This window comes from Paracoccus sp. DMF-8 (assembly GCF_029309835.1).
In the GTDB taxonomy this organism is placed as follows: domain Bacteria; phylum Pseudomonadota; class Alphaproteobacteria; order Rhodobacterales; family Rhodobacteraceae; genus Paracoccus.
Genome location: NZ_JARJHL010000014.1, coordinates 26,208 through 42,205, shown reverse-complemented (window position 1 = coordinate 42,205; position 15,998 = coordinate 26,208). Strand labels below are relative to the sequence as shown.

Here is a 15,998-nt window from a genome sequence, read left to right as displayed (position 1 = left end):
CTGACACCCGCGCCGGAACCTTCCGCAACGCCATCACGCAGCGGCGCCGCCCGGAACTGCCTGCGCCCCGACAGACTGCACCCCCGGCCTGCCCATACCCATCGCGGGATTTGTCCGGATGTCGCGGCACGATCCGTTTGCCACCCCGCATCCTGCCGCAGGCCGGGGGCCTGCCCGCGCGGCAGCCGCCTAACCGCGCCCCGCCGCAGCCAGCCCCGCCGCGCGCGTTTCGTCCAGCGTCGCGCCGGGGGTCAGGGCCTGCTGGTCCAGACGCAGCTCGATCACGGACAGGCGGCCGGATGCCCGCGCGCGCTGGAAGGCCGGGGCGAAATCGGCATCCGTGTCCACAACCTCTCCGTGGCCGCCATAGGCGCGGGCCAGCGCCGCGAAATCGGGATTGAACAGCGCCGTGCCCGAAACCCGGCCCGGATAGTTGCGTTCCTGATGCATGCGGATCGTGCCGTATTGGCCGTTATTCGCGACGATCACGATGACCTGCGCATCATGCTGCGCGGCGGTGGACAGTTCATTCACCGTCATCTGGATACAGCCATCCCCGGCCAGACAGACCACCACCCTGTCGGGGTGCTGCAATTTGGCGGCAATCGCCGCGGGCAGGCCGTAGCCCATCGACCCCGAGGTGGGCGCAAGCTGCGTGCCATAGCGGCGAAAACGATAGTAGCGATGCAGAAAGGACGCGTAATTCCCCGCGCCATTGGTCAGCACCGCATCATCGGGCAGATTGTCCGACAGCCAGCGGATCACCTGTTCCATCCTGACCGCGCCGGGGGTCGTGCGGAGCTGCTGCCAGCCCTCGTAAGCCGCGCGCAGGCTGGCCGTCCATTCGTCCCAACGGCGCGGCGCGGGTTGATCCGCCAGCGCGGCCACGACCCGACGCGGATCGGCCGCCAGCCCCGGATCGGGGCGCCACAGACGACCGATTTCGTCGGGCGAGGGATGGACGTGGATCACCCGCGCATGGGGCCGGGTCGGGTTCATCAGCTCATATCCGCGCGTCAGCGTATCGCCAAGCCGCGAGCCAAGCGACAGGATGCAATCGGCCCGTTCCAGCGCGGCGCCAAGGGCGGGGTTCATGCCGACGCCCAGATCTCCGACATATTCGGGCAGTCGGTTGTCCATATGGCCCTGACGGCGGAACGGCACGGCGACGGGCAGGCCCCAGTTCGCCGCGAAACGCGCCAGATCATCCGCCGCCTGCTGCGACCACAGCGAACCGCCCGGCACGACCAGCGGGCGCTGCGCCCCGGCCAGAGCCTCGGCAATCGCGCGGACCGCATCCGGCGCGACATCGCCCAGCAGGGGCCGCGCGGGGGCCAGATCGGGCACATCCGCGCGGGCGGAAATCATATCTTCGGGCAGGGCCAGCACCACCGGCCCCGGACGGCCCGTGGTCGCGATCTGAAAGGCGCGGGCCAGATATTCGGGGATGCGTTCGGTCTGGTCGATTTCCGCCACCCATTTCGCAAGGGGGCCGAACATGGCGCGGTAGTCGACTTCCTGAAACGCCTCGCGGTCGCGGTCGGCGCGGGCGATCTGGCCGACGAACAGGATCATCGGCGTCGAATCCTGCCGCGCGACATGGACCCCCGCGCTGGCATTCGTCGCACCCGGCCCGCGCGTCACCATGCAGATGCCGGGCTGTCCGGTCAGCTTGCCATGCGCCTCTGCCATCATCGCGGCGCCGCCTTCGTGACGGCAGACGACGTTCTGGATGCCCGAGGCATGCAGCCCGTCCAGCACCGCCAGATAGCTTTCGCCCGGCACCGAAAAGACGCGCGTGACCCCGTTCAGGCGCAGGGCATCGACCAGAATCTGTCCACCGTGGCGCATCTTGGATCCCTTTCCCGCCGCTGTCTGTGCCACAGGCTAGCGCAGCCGCGACGGCCAAGGCAACGCCCCGCGCAGATGACGCCGATCCAATCTTGCCGCCCGATCTTGCCGCCCGCGCGAACCCGATGATGCGGGTTTGCGTTGCACGATGAGGCGCCAACGCCTACCTAGAAGCCAGCTATCGAAAGGATACCACACAGATGACCGCTGCGACCCACAGGATTTTCGGCCGTCCGATGGATGCGCCCGTTCCGCATGGTTATGACCAGATCATCCTTGGCATGGGCTGTTACTGGGGGGTGGAGCGCCTGTTCTGGCAACAGGAAGGCGTCTGGCTGACCGAGGTCGGCTTTGCCGGGGGCACCGCCGAAAACCCGAGCTACAAGCAGGTCTGCACCGGCACCACCGGCCATGCCGAGGTCGTGCGCGTCGTCTATGACAGTTCGCGCATCAGCACCGAACATCTGCTGAAGCTGTTTTGGGAAAACCACGATCCGACGCAGGGCAACCGGCAGGGCAATGATGTCGGCACGCAATATCGCTCGCTCATCATGTATTTCACCGAAGCCCAGCATGCGGCGGCCGAGGCGTCGAAAATCGACTATGACAACCGCCTTGCCGTGCAGGGCTATCCCGCCATCACCACCCAGATCCTGCCCGCCGCGCCCTTCTGGCCCGCCGAAGAGGATCATCAGCAATATCTGGACCGCTATCCCGACGGCTATTGCAACATGCACGGCACCGGGGTGCAGGCCGCAGATCTGGAAGGGCTGGAGCGTAACTGAATGTCCACCTGGACCGCATTGACCCATCTTGTCGGCCGCGAAGCCGCCGAAAACCTGGCCGAAATCGCCGAGGATCTGGTCCCCGAACCCGTCGGCACCGGCGTTTTCGAAATCGAGGACGGCTCGAACCGGTGGGAGGTGGGGGTCTATTTCACCGAACAGCCCGATGAAATCGCGCTGGCGCTGCTGGCGATCGCGCATGGCGCGGAACCCTTTGTGGTGTCCGAACTGCCAGAGGTCGATTGGGTCGCCCATGTCCGGCGCGAACTGACACCGGTCGAGGCCGGGCGCTTTTTCGTCCACGGCAGCCATGACGCCGACCGCGTTCCCGAAGGCACCGAGGCCCTGCTGATCGAGGCCGCGATGGCATTCGGCACCGGCCATCACAACACGACCAAGGGCTGTCTGCTGGCGCTGGACCGGCTGTATGAGGGCGGGGCCGCATTCGACCGCATCGCCGATATCGGCGCGGGCACCGCGGTTCTGGCGATGGCCGCCGCCCGGCTTTACCCGGTGATCGTCGTCGCGGGTGATATCGACCCGGTGGCGGTCGATACGGCGCGCGCCAATGTCATTGCAAACGGGCTGACCGGCCGCGTCGAATGCGTCGAGGCGGTGGGTTTCGACCATCCCCTGCTGGACCGCGCCGCGCCCTATGATCTGGTCTTTGCCAATATCCTGAAACAGCCGCTGATCGACCTTGCCCCGGACATGGCGCGCCATGTCGCACCGGGCGGGCGGGCGATCCTGTCGGGGATTCTGGAAACCCAGCTCGAAGAGGTCGCCACCGCCTATCAGGCGCAGGGCTTTACCGTCGAAAGTCGCGATATCTTGGGCGAATGGGCGGTTCTGGTGGTTGTCCGCAACTGATCCGGTCTGTCCCGATCCGGTCGGGCCCCGCCCATACGCCCGACCCCGCCCAAAAGCGCAGCCGCGTCCACCCGAACCCGAAAACCCGGGTGCCAGACAAGAAAAAGGCCCCATCCGAAGCTCGGAGAGGCCGTTCTCTGGTGCCGGGTTGGTCCGGGCTCAGCCGCGCAGGGCGACGCTTTCGATATCGCCACGGTTCAGGCCGATATCATCCAGCTCGCGATCTGACAGGCGGCTCAGTGCGTTGCGCGTCACGCGCGCGTCATTCCAATGCTGCAGCGCAGCAATGAATTTCGAAACAAACCCAGCATTGCGCGTCCCGCCATGGACGCGGTTCGTGTCAATTGCCGACATCACTTCACCTGTTTTGATATTGCCCGCCTATCGGGCGTTTCGTCGATGCTGGTGATGTAGATCGGGCAGGTCATGAAAGCTAGGTCTGCCACCGGCAATGCTGCTATGCAGCCAAGGCATAAGGCAAAGAAATTACTACGTTTTTCTCACACCGTCGTGATCGCCCCCGGACAAGGATGCCCGGTTTTTCTGCGGTATGACAGCTAAGTGCTTGTGTCCTTGTGAAACTTATGCATTCCAGTCGCCCAGGGCGGCCTGCCACAAGGTGATCGCCGCAACCGCCGCCGTATCGGCGCGCAGGATGCGCGGCCCCAAGGCCATGCGCGTCACGCCCGGAACTGTTGCAAACCTGCCACGCTCTGCCTCGGACCAGCCGCCTTCGGGACCGATCAGAATGGCCCAGGGCCCCGGCTCCAGCCCCGCCAGAGCCTGCGCGGGGCCGGCAATCGCCTCATCCGCCCAGAGGATCTCGCCGATTCGCATCCCAAGCGTCCAGCAGCCGCGACAGCGGGCGCAAGTCGTCGACGGCGGGGACAAAGGTGCCGCCGCATTGTTCGGCGGCCTCGACCGCATGGGCTTGCAGGCGGTCCTGACGGATGCGTTCGGAATTGGTGTGGTCGGTCTGGACGGGCAGGATGCGCGCGACGCCCAGCTCTGCCGCCTTTTCGACGATGAAATCGGTGCGGGCTTTCTTGATCGGTGCAAAGACCAGCCACAGGTCGGGCGGGTTGCGCTGTGGCGCGGTCTGTTCCAGCGCCTGAGCCAGACCGCCGCGCCTGGTCAACTGGTCCAGCCGCGCCCGCCATTCGCCATCCCGGCCGTTGAAGACCAGAATTTCCTGCCCCGCAGCCATGCGCATGACGCTGGACAGGTAATGCGCCTGATCGGGGTTCAAGGCAAAGCCTTGTCCCTCGGCCAGTGGGTGATCTATGAACAGCCTGATTTTCGCCATGATAGGCAGGATAATGCAGACTGACAGCCGGACGCCAGCCTCTGTTGCCGACGCGCCAAAGGGTAATTGGGTCGATCTTTATGCGCCCGAACGGTTCAGGCCGTGGCTCAGGCTGTCGCGCGTTGACCGTCCCATCGGGATATGGCTGCTGCTTTTCCCGTGTTGGTGGGGCGTCGGACTGGCGATGATCGCGGACGGGGCACATTGGTCCGATCTGTGGATCATGCTGGCCTGCGCGGTCGGTGCCTTTGTCATGCGCGGTGCGGGCTGCACATGGAACGACATCACCGACCGCGACATCGACGCGCAGGTGGCCCGCACCCGGTCGCGCCCGATCCCGTCCGGGCAGGTCAGCGTCGCGGGGGCGGTGGCGTGGATGGTGGCTCAGTCGCTGGCCGGGCTGGCGATCCTGCTGACGCTTGGCGGGGCGGCGATCGTGCTGGGCATCGCCTCGCTGGCGCTGGTCGGGATCTATCCCTTTGCCAAACGCTTTACATGGTGGCCGCAGCTTTTTCTGGGGCTGGCCTTCAACTGGGGTGTGCTGCTGGCATGGGCCGCCCATACCGGCAACCTTGCCCCCGCGCCCGTGCTGGCATGGCTGGGCGGCATCTGCTGGACGATCTTTTACGACACCATCTATGCCCATCAGGATATCGAGGATGACGCGATGATCGGCGTCAAATCCACCGCCCGCCTGTTCGGCGCGGATTCGCCGCGCTGGATCGCGGGCTTTGCGGCGGCTGCCGTGGTGATGCTGGCGGTCGCGGTGATGGCGGCGGGACCCATGGGCGCGGGCGCCGTGCTGGCCGGGGCCGGTGTGCTGGGCTTTGCCGCGCATCTGGTCTGGCAACTGGCGCGCTTTACCCCTGACGACAACGCAAGCTGCCTGCGGCTGTTTCGGTCGAACCGCGATGCCGGGCTGATCCCGGCCGCCGCGCTGGTGCTGGCCGGGCTGTTCTGACGGCATCCGCGATCCGTCATCAGAGGGTCGTGATCAGGCCATGATTGCGGTTCCACCCTTGGGGCGGTAAACCCGCCGCAGCGGAAAATGCACGAAGATCACGATGGCAGATCAGGACAATCGCAAGACTTCGGCCGCGCGGCCGCCCCGTCGGTCGCCCCGTCGCTCGACGGCGCTGATCGCGGTTCTGGCGATGGCCGCCGCCGGTGGCGGTGCGTGGCTGGCCGCAAGCAGCGCCGCCGATTACTTTGAACGCCGCCTTGCCACGGATGCGCGCGCCGCGCTTGATGCCGCGAACCTGTCCTGGGCCGAGGTTTCGACCGATGGCACGCAGGTCCATATCGCCGGCACCGCCCCCGATGAGGTCGCCCGCTTTCGCGCCCTGACCGCCGTATCCCGCGCGACCGAGGCCGGGCGCGTCATCGACGACATGCAGGTCGAGGCCCTTGCCTCGATGCAGATCCCCGAGTTCGAGGTCGAGCTGCTGCGCAATGACGACGGCATTTCGATCATCGGGCTGGTGCCCGCCGGGCTTGACCGCGCTTCGGTGGTCGAGGGGCTGCAAAAACGCACCGGCCTGCAGAATATCGCGGACCTGCTGGAAACCGCCGATTACGAGGTCCCCGCCCATTGGGACGAGGCCTTCGCCTTCGGCCTGCGCGCCGCCCAGCTTGCGCCGCGCGCCAAGATCTCGATCGAGGCGGGGCGGGTCACGGTCCGCGCCATCACCGACAGCCGCGATCAGCGCATCGCGCTGGAGGACGCGCTGCGCCGCAACAAGCCCGCGACCGTCGCGCTGACCACCGACATCACCGCGCCGCGCCCGGTGATTTCGCCCTTTACCCTGCGCTTTGTCATGGATGGCGACGGCGCGCGCTTCGACGCCTGCGCGGCGGATACGGAACTGGCGCGCGACGAAATTACCGCGGCGGGGCGGCGCGCGGGCATTCCCGGCCAGCCCGGATGCCAGCTTGGTCTGGGCGCACCCTCGCGCGATTGGGGCCGTGCGGCGGCGCTTGGCATCGACGCGGTGGCCGCGCTTGGGGCGGGGTCGGTCACGCTGTCGGATACCGATGTCGCGCTGCAGGTGCCCGCATCCGTCGAACAGCAGCTCCTTGACGAAACCGTGGCGCGGCTGGAAACCGCCCTGCCCGCGCCCTTCACCCTGACCGCCCGCAAGGACGAGGCGCAGGACGGCATGCAGGGCCCGGTGGAGTTTTCCGCGACCGTCACCGGCCCCGATCAGGTCGCGCTGCGCGGCCGGATCGGCGATGCGCGGATGCGCGACACGGTCGAAACCATCGCCCGCTCGCGCTTTGGTCAGGTCGACAGCGCCCTGCGGCTGGACAGCGACGCGCCAAGCGGCTGGACCGTCAGCGTCGTCGCCGGGATCGAGGCGCTGGCCGGGCTGGAACGCGGCAGCGTCACCGTCACCCCCGACCTGATCCGGCTGAGCGGCACCTCGGGCAATCAGACGGCATCCGATATCGCCGCGATGACGCTGGCCGAACGGCTTGGCGCGGGTGCGAATTACGAACTGGCGATCCGCTATGACCGGCGGCTGGACCCGCTGCTGGCCCTGCCCTCGGGCGAGGAATGCGTGGACCGGCTGAACACCGTCATGCGCGAATCGCTGATCGGGTTCGAACCCAACAAATCGACCATCGCGGGCGATCCCGAACCGACGCTGGCATTGCTGGCCGATGCCATGACCGATTGCGACGAATACCGCATCGAGGTCGGCGGCCATACCGATTCCCGTGGTTCGGAAAGCTTCAACGCCGATCTGTCGCACAAGCGCGCACAGGCGATTCTGGACGCGATGACCGGCGCAGGCATCGCCACGCGGCTGATGGATTCGCATGGTTACGGCGAATCGGAACCCATCGCCGACAATGGCACCGAAGCCGGGCGCGAGGCCAACCGGCGCATCGAATTCCGCCTGAAGGACGAACGTCCCGTTGCGCTGACCCCGGTCGCGCCCGCCCAGACCGTGACCGGCACCACGACCGAGGAACAGGTCACCGACGCGCAGGACCAGCCGCAGGTCGATCCCGCCGAACTGACCCGGCATAGCATCGCAACCATCGCGGTGCGCCGGATCCTTGGCGCGGGGGCGACCGATGTCGGGATGAGCGCGCCGGTGCTGGTCATCGGCCCGGGGCGCGCGCCGGATGCGGCCGGCGACGATGCTGCGCAGGATGATCTGGCGACCCATGCCCTGATGATCGCGACAATCATCGTGAACGAACTCGCGGCCTCACCGGAAGTGGCCATTGATATCTCCGAGGAACTGGGCGACGACAGCGAGCCCGCAACCCGGCATACCCCGGTGACGAACGGGCCTGCGGCTGATACCGATGCGCGGGATCTGTCCGCAGATGACGCAGCACCGGGCAGCGAGGCCGAGGATGGGGATGGGGATGGGGATGACGATGGCGCGCCCGCAGCGGCGGCCACCGGCGATCTTGACCCGCAGGCGCGCTTTGTCGCGACCACGACCGCGCTGGCCGTCACCGGGCTTGGCGTGACCGTGCAGACGCCCGATGACGACACGCCCCGCCCCAGCAGGCGGCCCGACAACTGATCCAAAGGGCTGGTGCCTCATGAACCGCAACGAATTCATCATCGCCACCGCCGTGATCCTGTTCGCGGCCTTCATGCTGGGCTGGATCGTCAGCGCGCTGATCAGCCGCTTCAGCCGCGTCGCGCCGCAAAGCATGGACGAGTTGGACCGCATGGCGCAAAAGCTGCATCAGGCCGAAGAGGCCCGCGATGCCGCCGTGCTGAATCTGGAAACCCGCGAACAGGAGCTGACCGAACGCCTGTCACGCACGGCGACCGAACTGCGCTCGGCGCTGGACAACCTGCACGAAAGCCGCACCGAGATCGAGGAATTGCGCGACTACATCGACCGCCGCCTGAACAAGGGTTCCAAAGACGGCGCGTAAGACAGATGTCCCACCCCCTGCGCCACATGCAGGTATCGCCACGGTTTCCAGAATCGAACAGGGCCCGCCTTGGCGGGCCCTTTCGTTCACGTCGCGGCCGGATCACACGCCTGCGTCGATGATCGCGCGGGCCAGGATCGGGACGGTGTCGTTGTTCAGGCCCGCGATATTCAGGCGCGAATCGCCGACCAGATAGATGCCGAAATCATCCTTGATCCGCTTGACCTGTTCGGGCGAGGCGCCAAGGCGCGAGAACATGCCACGGTGATGGGCCACGAAATCGAAACGGTCGGAACCCGACAGGTTGCGCAGTTCCGCAGCCAGCAGTTCGCGCAGTTGCAACATGCCCTTGCGGACCTCCTCCAGCTCGGCACGCCAGTCGGTGGCAAGGTCGGGGCTGGTCAGGACGGTCGCGACGATCCGCGCGCCGTGATCGGGCGGGAAGCTGAAGGTCTGGCGGTTGAGGAACGCCATCGCGCCCTGCGTCAGATCGCGGGTCGCGCTGTCCGGGGTGATCGCGATCAGGATGCCTGAACGGTCGCGGTAGATGCCGAAATTCTTGCTGCAGGACGCGGCGATCAGCACTTCGGGCAGGCGCGAGGCGATCAGGCGGGTGCCGGCGGCGTCTTCTTCCAGACCGTCGCCAAAGCCCTGATAGGCCAGATCGACCATCGGGATCGCACCGGTCTTTTCCAGGATCGCGACGACTTCGTGCCACTGATCCAGCGTCAGATTGGCGCCGGTCAGGCCATGGCAGCAACCGTGCAGCAAAATCACGTCGCCTTTGACGGCGTGGGCCAGATCCTGCTTCATGCCTTCGAAATCGACGCCACGGGTCGCGTTGTCGAAATAGCGGTAGGGCACGGCTTCGACGCCCATGAATTTCAGGATGGAAACGTGGTTCGGCCATGTCGGATCCGAATAGAACACCCGCATTGCAGGATTCGCCATCCGCGCCAGTTCAAAGCCCTGACGCAGCGCGCCCGTGCCCCCGACCGAGGCCAGCGAGGCCGTCCGGCCCGCATCCAGCACGTCGCCCAGAACCATCTGCGTCATCGCATCGCGGTAATCCGCCTCGCCCGCAAGGGCGGTATAGGATTTCGTGGTCTGGCTGTCCCAGATGCGCTTTTCCGCCTCTTTGACGGCGCGCATGACCGGGGTGTGGCCGGTCGCGTCCTTGTAGACGCCGACGCCCAGATCGATCTTGCCCTGCCGCGTGTCCGCCTTGAACTCGCCCATCAGGGCAAGGATCTTGTCAGGTTCTTGTGGTTTCAGATTGGACAGCATGTCTCAGGCGTCTCCGGTTGCGACATCAAGGTCAGGGAAGCTGCCCCATTCGGCCCAGCTTCCATCGTAAAGCGAATGGTCGCGGTGCCCGATCCGTTCCAGCGCAAGGAACAGGACGGCCGCCGTGATGCCCGAACCGCAGGTGGTGATCGCGGGGCGGGACAGGTCGATGCCCGCCGCCTCGAATTCGGCGCGGATTTCGGGTTCGGATTTCATCGTGCCATCGGCGTTATACAGCCGGCCAAAGGGCAGGTTCTTGGCGCCGGGGATATGGCCCGCGCGCAGACTGGGGCGCGGTTCGGCGGCATCGCCACGGAAGCGTTCCGGACTGCGGGCGTCGATGATTTCGTGATCGTTCAGCTTGGATGCGGCGGCAACCTGCGTGACGTCGCGCACCAGCCCCGCCTGACGCTGGACGGTGATGTGGCGGTCGCGGGTGATCGGGGGCATGTCCTCGACAGGGTGGCCTTCGGCCTGCCATTTGGCGAAACCGCCATCCAGCACGGCCACGTCCTGCTTGCCCATCAGGCGGAACAGCCACCAGACGCGCGCCGCCGAACGCACCGGCGAATTGTCATAGACCACGACCTGATGGCCGTCGCCCACGCCCATCGCCCGCATCCGGCTGATGAATTTTTCGACCTGCGGCGCCATATGCGGCAAGTCCGAGCGGTTGTCGGAAATTTCGTCGATGTCGAAGAACCGCGCATTCGGGATATGCGCGTCATTATATTCGGAGCGGGCATCGCGGCCCGCGTCCAGAAACCATGTCGCGTCCAGAATGCGCAGATCCGGATCGTTCAGGTGAGCGGCCAGCCACTTGGTCGAAACCAGCGTCTTTGGGTCGTCGGACATGGAACTTCCTCGCTGCAAACAAACACTGTTTCGGATGTAACCGGGCTTGGCCCGCGCCGTAATGCCGCCTTGGGTCGCATTACCCCTGTTTCAGCAGCCTTTGCTTCTGGCGGTTCCAGTCGCGCTTGGCCGAGGTCTCGCGCTTGTCCGCGACCTTCTTGCCCTTGGCGATGCCGATCTTCAGCTTCACGATGCCGCGATGGTTGAAATACATGACCAGAGGCACCAGCGTCATGCCTTCGCGGCCGATGGCCTGCCACAGACGCGCCAGTTCCTTTTTCGACACCAAGAGCTTGCGGCGGCGGCGTTCCTCGTGTCCGAAGACGCCCGCCTGTTTGTAGGCGGCGATATAGCCGTTGATCAGCCACAGCTCGCCGTTTTCGACCGAGGCATAGCTTTCGGCGATATTCGACTGGCCGGTGCGCAGGCTTTTCACCTCGGAGCCGGTCAGCATGATGCCCGCCTCGAGGTCGCTTTCGATGAAGTAATCGAAGCGCGCCCGGCGGTTTTCGGCGATGATCTTGTAGTTGGGGTCGGATTTCGTGGCCATGATCGCGCAGAGATAGGGCGGCAGCGCGCGCCTGTAAAGGCTGTGTGACCGCCCGATGGCGCGCGGCAGGGCGGCATTCCGGGCCGGATCCATATGGAAACCCGGCCCGGCCTGTGCCTCGGATCGCCTTAGAAGGTGCCGCGAAGCGTCAGCGTGGCGCTGCGCGGTTCGCCATACCAGTTGCCGCCGTTCGGCACCCCGATGGTGGCGTAATAGGTCTTGTCGAACAAGTTGTTGACGTTCAGCGACAGGTTCCAGCGGTCGTCGATGCGATAGTCCACATGCGCATCCCAGACCGCATAGCCGCCCTGCTGGATCTCGAACCGGGGCTGCGTCCAGCCATCCGGCCCCATCTGCCAATAGGTGCCGGTATTGGCATGTTTGCTTTTCACCGTCACGCCGCCGCCGATGGTCCATGCGTCATAAGCACCCGGCAGATTATATTCCGACCACAGCTTGAGCATGTGCCGGGGCGTCAGCGCGTGATAGACTGCGTCCTCGTTTTCGTTCTTGTTGCGGTTGTAGGTATAGCCGGCAAAGATCTGCCAGCCCGGCACGACCTCGCCCGAAACTTCCAGATCCAGACCCTGGCTGACAACCTTGCCCAGAGGCAGATAGAACGTGCCTTCATCCTCATAGCGTGTATCGGCGATCCCCTCGCCCTCGCGCTCGATATGATAGAGCGACGCCGCGACATTCAGGCCGCCATTCAGGATCGCACCTTTGGCACCCAGTTCGAAGTTGCGGCCGGTGATCGGGTCCAGCTGGGTCGGGTTTTCCGGCGGACCGGCAAAGGTATTGCCCTGCGGCTTGTAGATTTCGGTGATGCTGGCATAGGCGGTCCAGTCGGGCGTCACGTCATAGGTGACACCGGCATAGGGCGTGAAGGTGCCGTTCTCGGTCCAGTGCCAGCTGGAATCGCGCTCGGTGACGTTGCCGTCCTCATCGTAACGCAGATACAGTTCGTTATGCTCGTAATTGGCATAGCGGCCCCCGACGATGACGTTCAGCTTGTCGGTCACCTCCATGTCCAGCCGAGCATAGACGCCTTTCTGCACCCCCCCATACGCCGGCCAGCCGTGATTATATCCGCCCGAGCTCGTCGGGGAGGGCAGATCGAGACCCGGAAAATCGTCGATCGAGACTGTCCCGTCCGGGAAGACTTCGGAATATCGGTTGCGCATCTGCTTGCCATAGCTGCGCCGCCAGTCGGCACCGGCTGTCAGCTTGTATTCCTTGCCCCAGGCATTGAAACGACCGCTGATATTGAGGTCCACCACGTCCGAGTGGTTGCCCACGTCTTCGGAAAACGCACCCGGGTCCCCAAAGATACCTGTCGCGGGATCGACCGGCCCGCCAAGGGAAAGCTGCATATAGTCGTAATCGAAACGCTGCCGCATGGCGCCGAATTTCAGCATCCAGTCGTCATTGAAGCGATGCTCGGCCCCGACAAAGATCTCTTTGGTGGTGGTTTTCCGCTTGGCCCAGTCGGCTGTCAGCGCAATCCCGCGATCAAGACCCAGCTGGGTGCCGTCGCTATAGGCCGGCAGGCCGGTCGCCCACCGCGTGCCGTATTGGTATTGATAGCTGACACCGGCATGAACCGTGGTGTCAGGCGTCAGATCATATTCCAGAATCCCGTAAAGGACCTGCTTTTCCTCGTCTGCCGGCGAATAGAAATAGTCGCGGTCACGCCGAGACCCCGATCATCCGCCCGCGCAGCCGCCCGTCCGACGTGATCGGACCGCCGATATCGGCCTCGACGCGGCGGTTGCTCCAGCTGCCATAGCCCAGTGAGATCGAGGCTGAATTCGTCCGTCGGCCGCTTGCGGGCCAGATTGACGGTGCCGCCCGGTTCTCCGGCGCCGGAAAACAGCCCCTCGGCGCCGCGCAACACCTCGACCCGGTCATAGATCGACAGGTCGAAATCCGGGCGCCATGTCCAATCGTAATTCGTGCCAAGCCCGTCGATCTGATAGGTGCCGATGTCAAAGCCGCGCGCGGAATAGACCGGGTTGCCGCCACCGTTTATCGTCGCCACGACGCCGGGGGCCTTGATCATCGCCTCGGACATCGTGGTCAGGTTCTGGTCCTGCAGCGTCTGATGGGTCATGACCGTGACGGCCTGGGGGACCTCTTTCAGGCTGTCGGCGCCGCGCGCGATGCTGGCCGCACCGGTCGCATAGGAATTGCTGTCTTCGGTCGCGCCCGAGGCCGACGACCACCGTCACCTCATCCAGCACGACGACGCCGGATTGATCCGCTGTTTCGGTCGTGGTTTGCGCCAGTGCCGCGTGCCACGGTGCCAGCAGGCCGATCCCCAGGGCGATAACGCTGGTTCCTGCGGCGAGTCTGGCTTGCCCCGGATTTCGCATCTGTTCCACGAACTCTGTCCCGTATAAGCGCCACGGGCACAGGCAATGCCCCGGCGAATGCGCCGGGAGGTCCCACAGCTTTTGATGTGTTTTCAGGATGTTTGCTGGCGGATCGGCAAAGCGACCGGGACATGGCTACAGCGCCGCTTTCAGGCGCGCGGCAAAATCACCGATTCCCGCTGGCTTGACGAGACGTCACGGTAAAGAAAACGTGATTGTGGCAAGAACGTAACATCCCTGCCGCGCGGTCGCGGCGGCTGCCGGATCGAACGGATTCAGCCCAAAGCTGCGGGCGAGGTTGCCAGACCCACCGCGATCAGCCGTCGCCCGCCGAAGAGGCCGGCCCCAAGGCCGGCCAGCGTCTTGGGCCGGTTTTCTGGACCGGGGTCGTTCTTCGACCGTCCGCGATTTCGCCAGATTGCGCGGCTGGTCCACATCGGTGCCCTTGGCGACCGCCGTGTGATAGGCCAGATATTGCATCGGCAGCGCATAGAGGATCGGCTGGAACATCCCGCCGCCCGTGGGCATCGCCAAGGCCGCCTTGAAGCCCTGCCCCGCCGCCTCGATCCCCTCGGGTCCGAAATCAGCAGCACCTGCCCGTGCCGCGCCATGACCTCCTGCATATTCGAGACGGTCTTGTCGAACAGCCCGTCGCGCGGCGCCAACACCACCACCGGCACATTGCGGTCGATCAGCGCGATCGGCCCGTGCTTCAGCTCGCCCGAGGCATAGCCCTCGGCGTGGATATAGCTCAGTTCCTTCAGCTTCAGCGCGCCCTCCAGCGCGACCGGGTAAAGCGGGCCGCGCCCCAGATACAGCACGTCCTGCGCCTCGGACAGCCAGCCAGCCAGACGGCGGCAGGTGTCGCTGAGCGCCAGCGCCTGGTTCAGCAGCCCCGGCAGGCTGCGCAGGTCGGCAAGATGCGCGGCAAGCTGCGCCTCGTCCAGCCGCCCGCGGTCGCGCGCCGCCTTCAGCGCCAGCACCGCCAGCACCGCAAGCTGGCAGGTGAAGGCCTTGGAGGAAGCCACGCCGACCTCGATCCCGGCCAGGGTCGGCAGGGCGATATCCGCATCGCGGGCGATGGCCGAGGTGCCGACGTTCACCACGCCGACCGTGCGCGCCACCTTGTCGCGGGCATAATGCAGCGCCGCCAGCGTATCCGCCGTCTCGCCCGACTGGCTGACGAAGAGCGCCCAGCTGTTCGGCGACAGCGGCGGCTCGCGATAGCGAAACTCGGATGCCACATCCAGGTCGCAGGGCAATCCGGCCAGCGTCTCGAACCAGTAGCGCGCGACATGGGCGGCATAATAGGCGGTGCCGCAGCCGACCAGCGTCAGCCGGTCCACGTCGCGAAAATCCAGCGCATCGGGCAGGACGATGCGATCCCCTTGATGTAGTGGTTCAGCGCATCGCCCAAAACAACCGGTTGTTCCGCGATCTCCTTGGCCATGAAATGCCGATAGCCGCCCTTGTCGATCTGGGTGGCGCCGACGTCAATCTGCTGGATCTCGCGATTGGCGGGGCGGCCCTCGGCGTTAAAGATCTCGGCACCCGAGCGGCGGATGATGGCGTGGTCGCCGTCCTCGAGATAGGTGATGCGGTCGGTAAAGGGCGCCAGCGCGATGGCGTCCGAGCCCAGAAACATCTCGCCCTCGCCATGGCCCACGGCCAGCGGGCTGCCCTTGCGGGCGGCGATCATCAGGTCGGGCTCACCCTCGAACAGGAAGGCCAGGGCAAAGGCGCCATGCAGGCGCGCCAGCGTCGCGCGCGCCGCCTCGGCCGCATCCAGGCCCTGCGCCATGTGCCAGGCGGTCAGCAGCGCCACGGTTTCGGTGTCGGTCTGCGATTCCGGCTGCAGGCCCAGCGCGATCACCTCGTCGCGCAGTTCGCGAAAGTTCTCGATGATGCCGTTATGCACCACGGCGACCGGGCCGCGGCGATGGGGATGGGCGTTCACCTCGGTCGCGGCGCCATGCGTGGCCCAGCGGGTGTGTCCGATGCCGGCGTGTCCCGTCAGCGGCTCATGCACCAGCCGGTCCGAGAGGTTGACCAGCTTGCCCACCGCCCGGCGCCGATCCAGCCGGCCGGCGTCGTCCACCGTCGCCACCCCGGCGCTGTCATAGCCGCGATATTCCAGCCGCTTCAGCGCCTCGACCAGCTGCGGCGAGACCTCGTGCTGTCCCAGGATTCCGATGATGCCGCACATG

General features: G+C 65.7%; 12 protein-coding genes and 2 pseudogenes. 5 read left to right on the top strand and 9 right to left on the bottom strand.

The features are described from left to right. Positions 1-189 precede the first annotated feature (189 nt). Complete coding sequence (locus PE067_RS14395) at positions 190-1,851, bottom strand: thiamine pyrophosphate-binding protein (protein ID WP_276190317.1); 1,662 nt, start codon at positions 1,849-1,851, stop codon at positions 190-192. Between the two features lie 200 nt (positions 1,852-2,051). On the opposite strand from PE067_RS14395, the gene msrA reads away from it, so the two are divergent. Continuing rightward, on the top strand, positions 2,052-2,636 hold the full coding sequence (gene msrA / locus PE067_RS14390; protein WP_276190316.1) for a peptide-methionine (S)-S-oxide reductase MsrA: 585 nt from the start codon (positions 2,052-2,054) through the stop codon (positions 2,634-2,636). Further along, a complete protein-coding gene (locus PE067_RS14385) occupies positions 2,637-3,506 on the top strand; it encodes a 50S ribosomal protein L11 methyltransferase (RefSeq protein WP_276190315.1) in 870 nt (289 codons plus the stop codon). Positions 3,507-3,665: 159 nt separating this feature from the next. On the opposite strand, the gene PE067_RS14380 is transcribed toward PE067_RS14385, so the two are convergent. Then, positions 3,666-3,860, bottom strand: a complete 195-nt coding sequence (locus PE067_RS14380; protein WP_276190314.1) for a DUF1127 domain-containing protein — start codon at positions 3,858-3,860, stop codon at positions 3,666-3,668. A 228-nt stretch (positions 3,861-4,088) separates the two neighbouring features. Then, positions 4,089-4,812: pseudogene (locus PE067_RS14375) on the bottom strand (16S rRNA (uracil(1498)-N(3))-methyltransferase). A 13-nt stretch (positions 4,813-4,825) separates the two neighbouring features. Here PE067_RS14375 and ubiA point away from each other — a divergent pair. The 3 genes from ubiA (at position 4,826) to PE067_RS14360 (ending at position 8,724) form a co-directional block, all read left to right on the top strand. Further along, positions 4,826-5,773 carry a 4-hydroxybenzoate octaprenyltransferase gene (gene ubiA / locus PE067_RS14370; RefSeq protein ID WP_276190313.1) on the top strand — a complete coding sequence of 316 codons (948 nt, stop codon included), beginning with the start codon at positions 4,826-4,828 and terminating at the stop codon, positions 5,771-5,773. A 103-nt stretch (positions 5,774-5,876) separates the two neighbouring features. Then, entirely contained in the window at positions 5,877-8,360 is a 2,484-nt protein-coding gene (locus PE067_RS14365; RefSeq protein WP_276190312.1) for an OmpA family protein, read from the top strand. A gap of 19 nt (positions 8,361-8,379) precedes the next feature. After that, complete coding sequence (locus PE067_RS14360) at positions 8,380-8,724, top strand: hypothetical protein (protein ID WP_276190311.1); 345 nt, start codon at positions 8,380-8,382, stop codon at positions 8,722-8,724. Between the two features lie 102 nt (positions 8,725-8,826). Here PE067_RS14360 and PE067_RS14355 read toward each other — a convergent pair whose 3' ends face one another. The 6 genes and pseudogenes from PE067_RS14355 to glmS form a co-directional block, all read right to left on the bottom strand. Continuing rightward, complete coding sequence (locus PE067_RS14355) at positions 8,827-10,011, bottom strand: amino acid aminotransferase (protein ID WP_276190310.1); 1,185 nt, start codon at positions 10,009-10,011, stop codon at positions 8,827-8,829. Positions 10,012-10,014: 3 nt separating this feature from the next. Continuing rightward, positions 10,015-10,866, bottom strand: a complete 852-nt coding sequence (sseA, locus tag PE067_RS14350) for a 3-mercaptopyruvate sulfurtransferase (RefSeq protein WP_276190309.1) — start codon at positions 10,864-10,866, stop codon at positions 10,015-10,017. 79 nt (positions 10,867-10,945) lie between these two features. After that, the gene (gene smpB, locus PE067_RS14345) at positions 10,946-11,416 is read right to left on the bottom strand and encodes an SsrA-binding protein SmpB (RefSeq protein WP_276190769.1); all 471 of its coding nucleotides are present in this window, start codon (positions 11,414-11,416) and stop codon (positions 10,946-10,948) included. Positions 11,417-11,544: 128 nt separating this feature from the next. Beyond that, positions 11,545-13,038, bottom strand: coding sequence for a TonB-dependent receptor (locus PE067_RS14340; protein ID WP_276190768.1), 1,494 nt, complete (start codon positions 13,036-13,038; stop codon positions 11,545-11,547). Then, complete coding sequence (locus PE067_RS14335; protein WP_276190308.1) at positions 13,035-13,529, bottom strand: TonB-dependent receptor plug domain-containing protein; 495 nt, start codon at positions 13,527-13,529, stop codon at positions 13,035-13,037. Before PE067_RS14335 ends, PE067_RS14340 begins: the two co-directional genes overlap by 4 nt. 655 nt (positions 13,530-14,184) lie before the next feature. Then, positions 14,185-15,997: pseudogene (gene glmS / locus PE067_RS14330) on the bottom strand (glutamine--fructose-6-phosphate transaminase (isomerizing)); the annotation flags it as partial. Position 15,998: the final 1 nt, after the last annotated feature.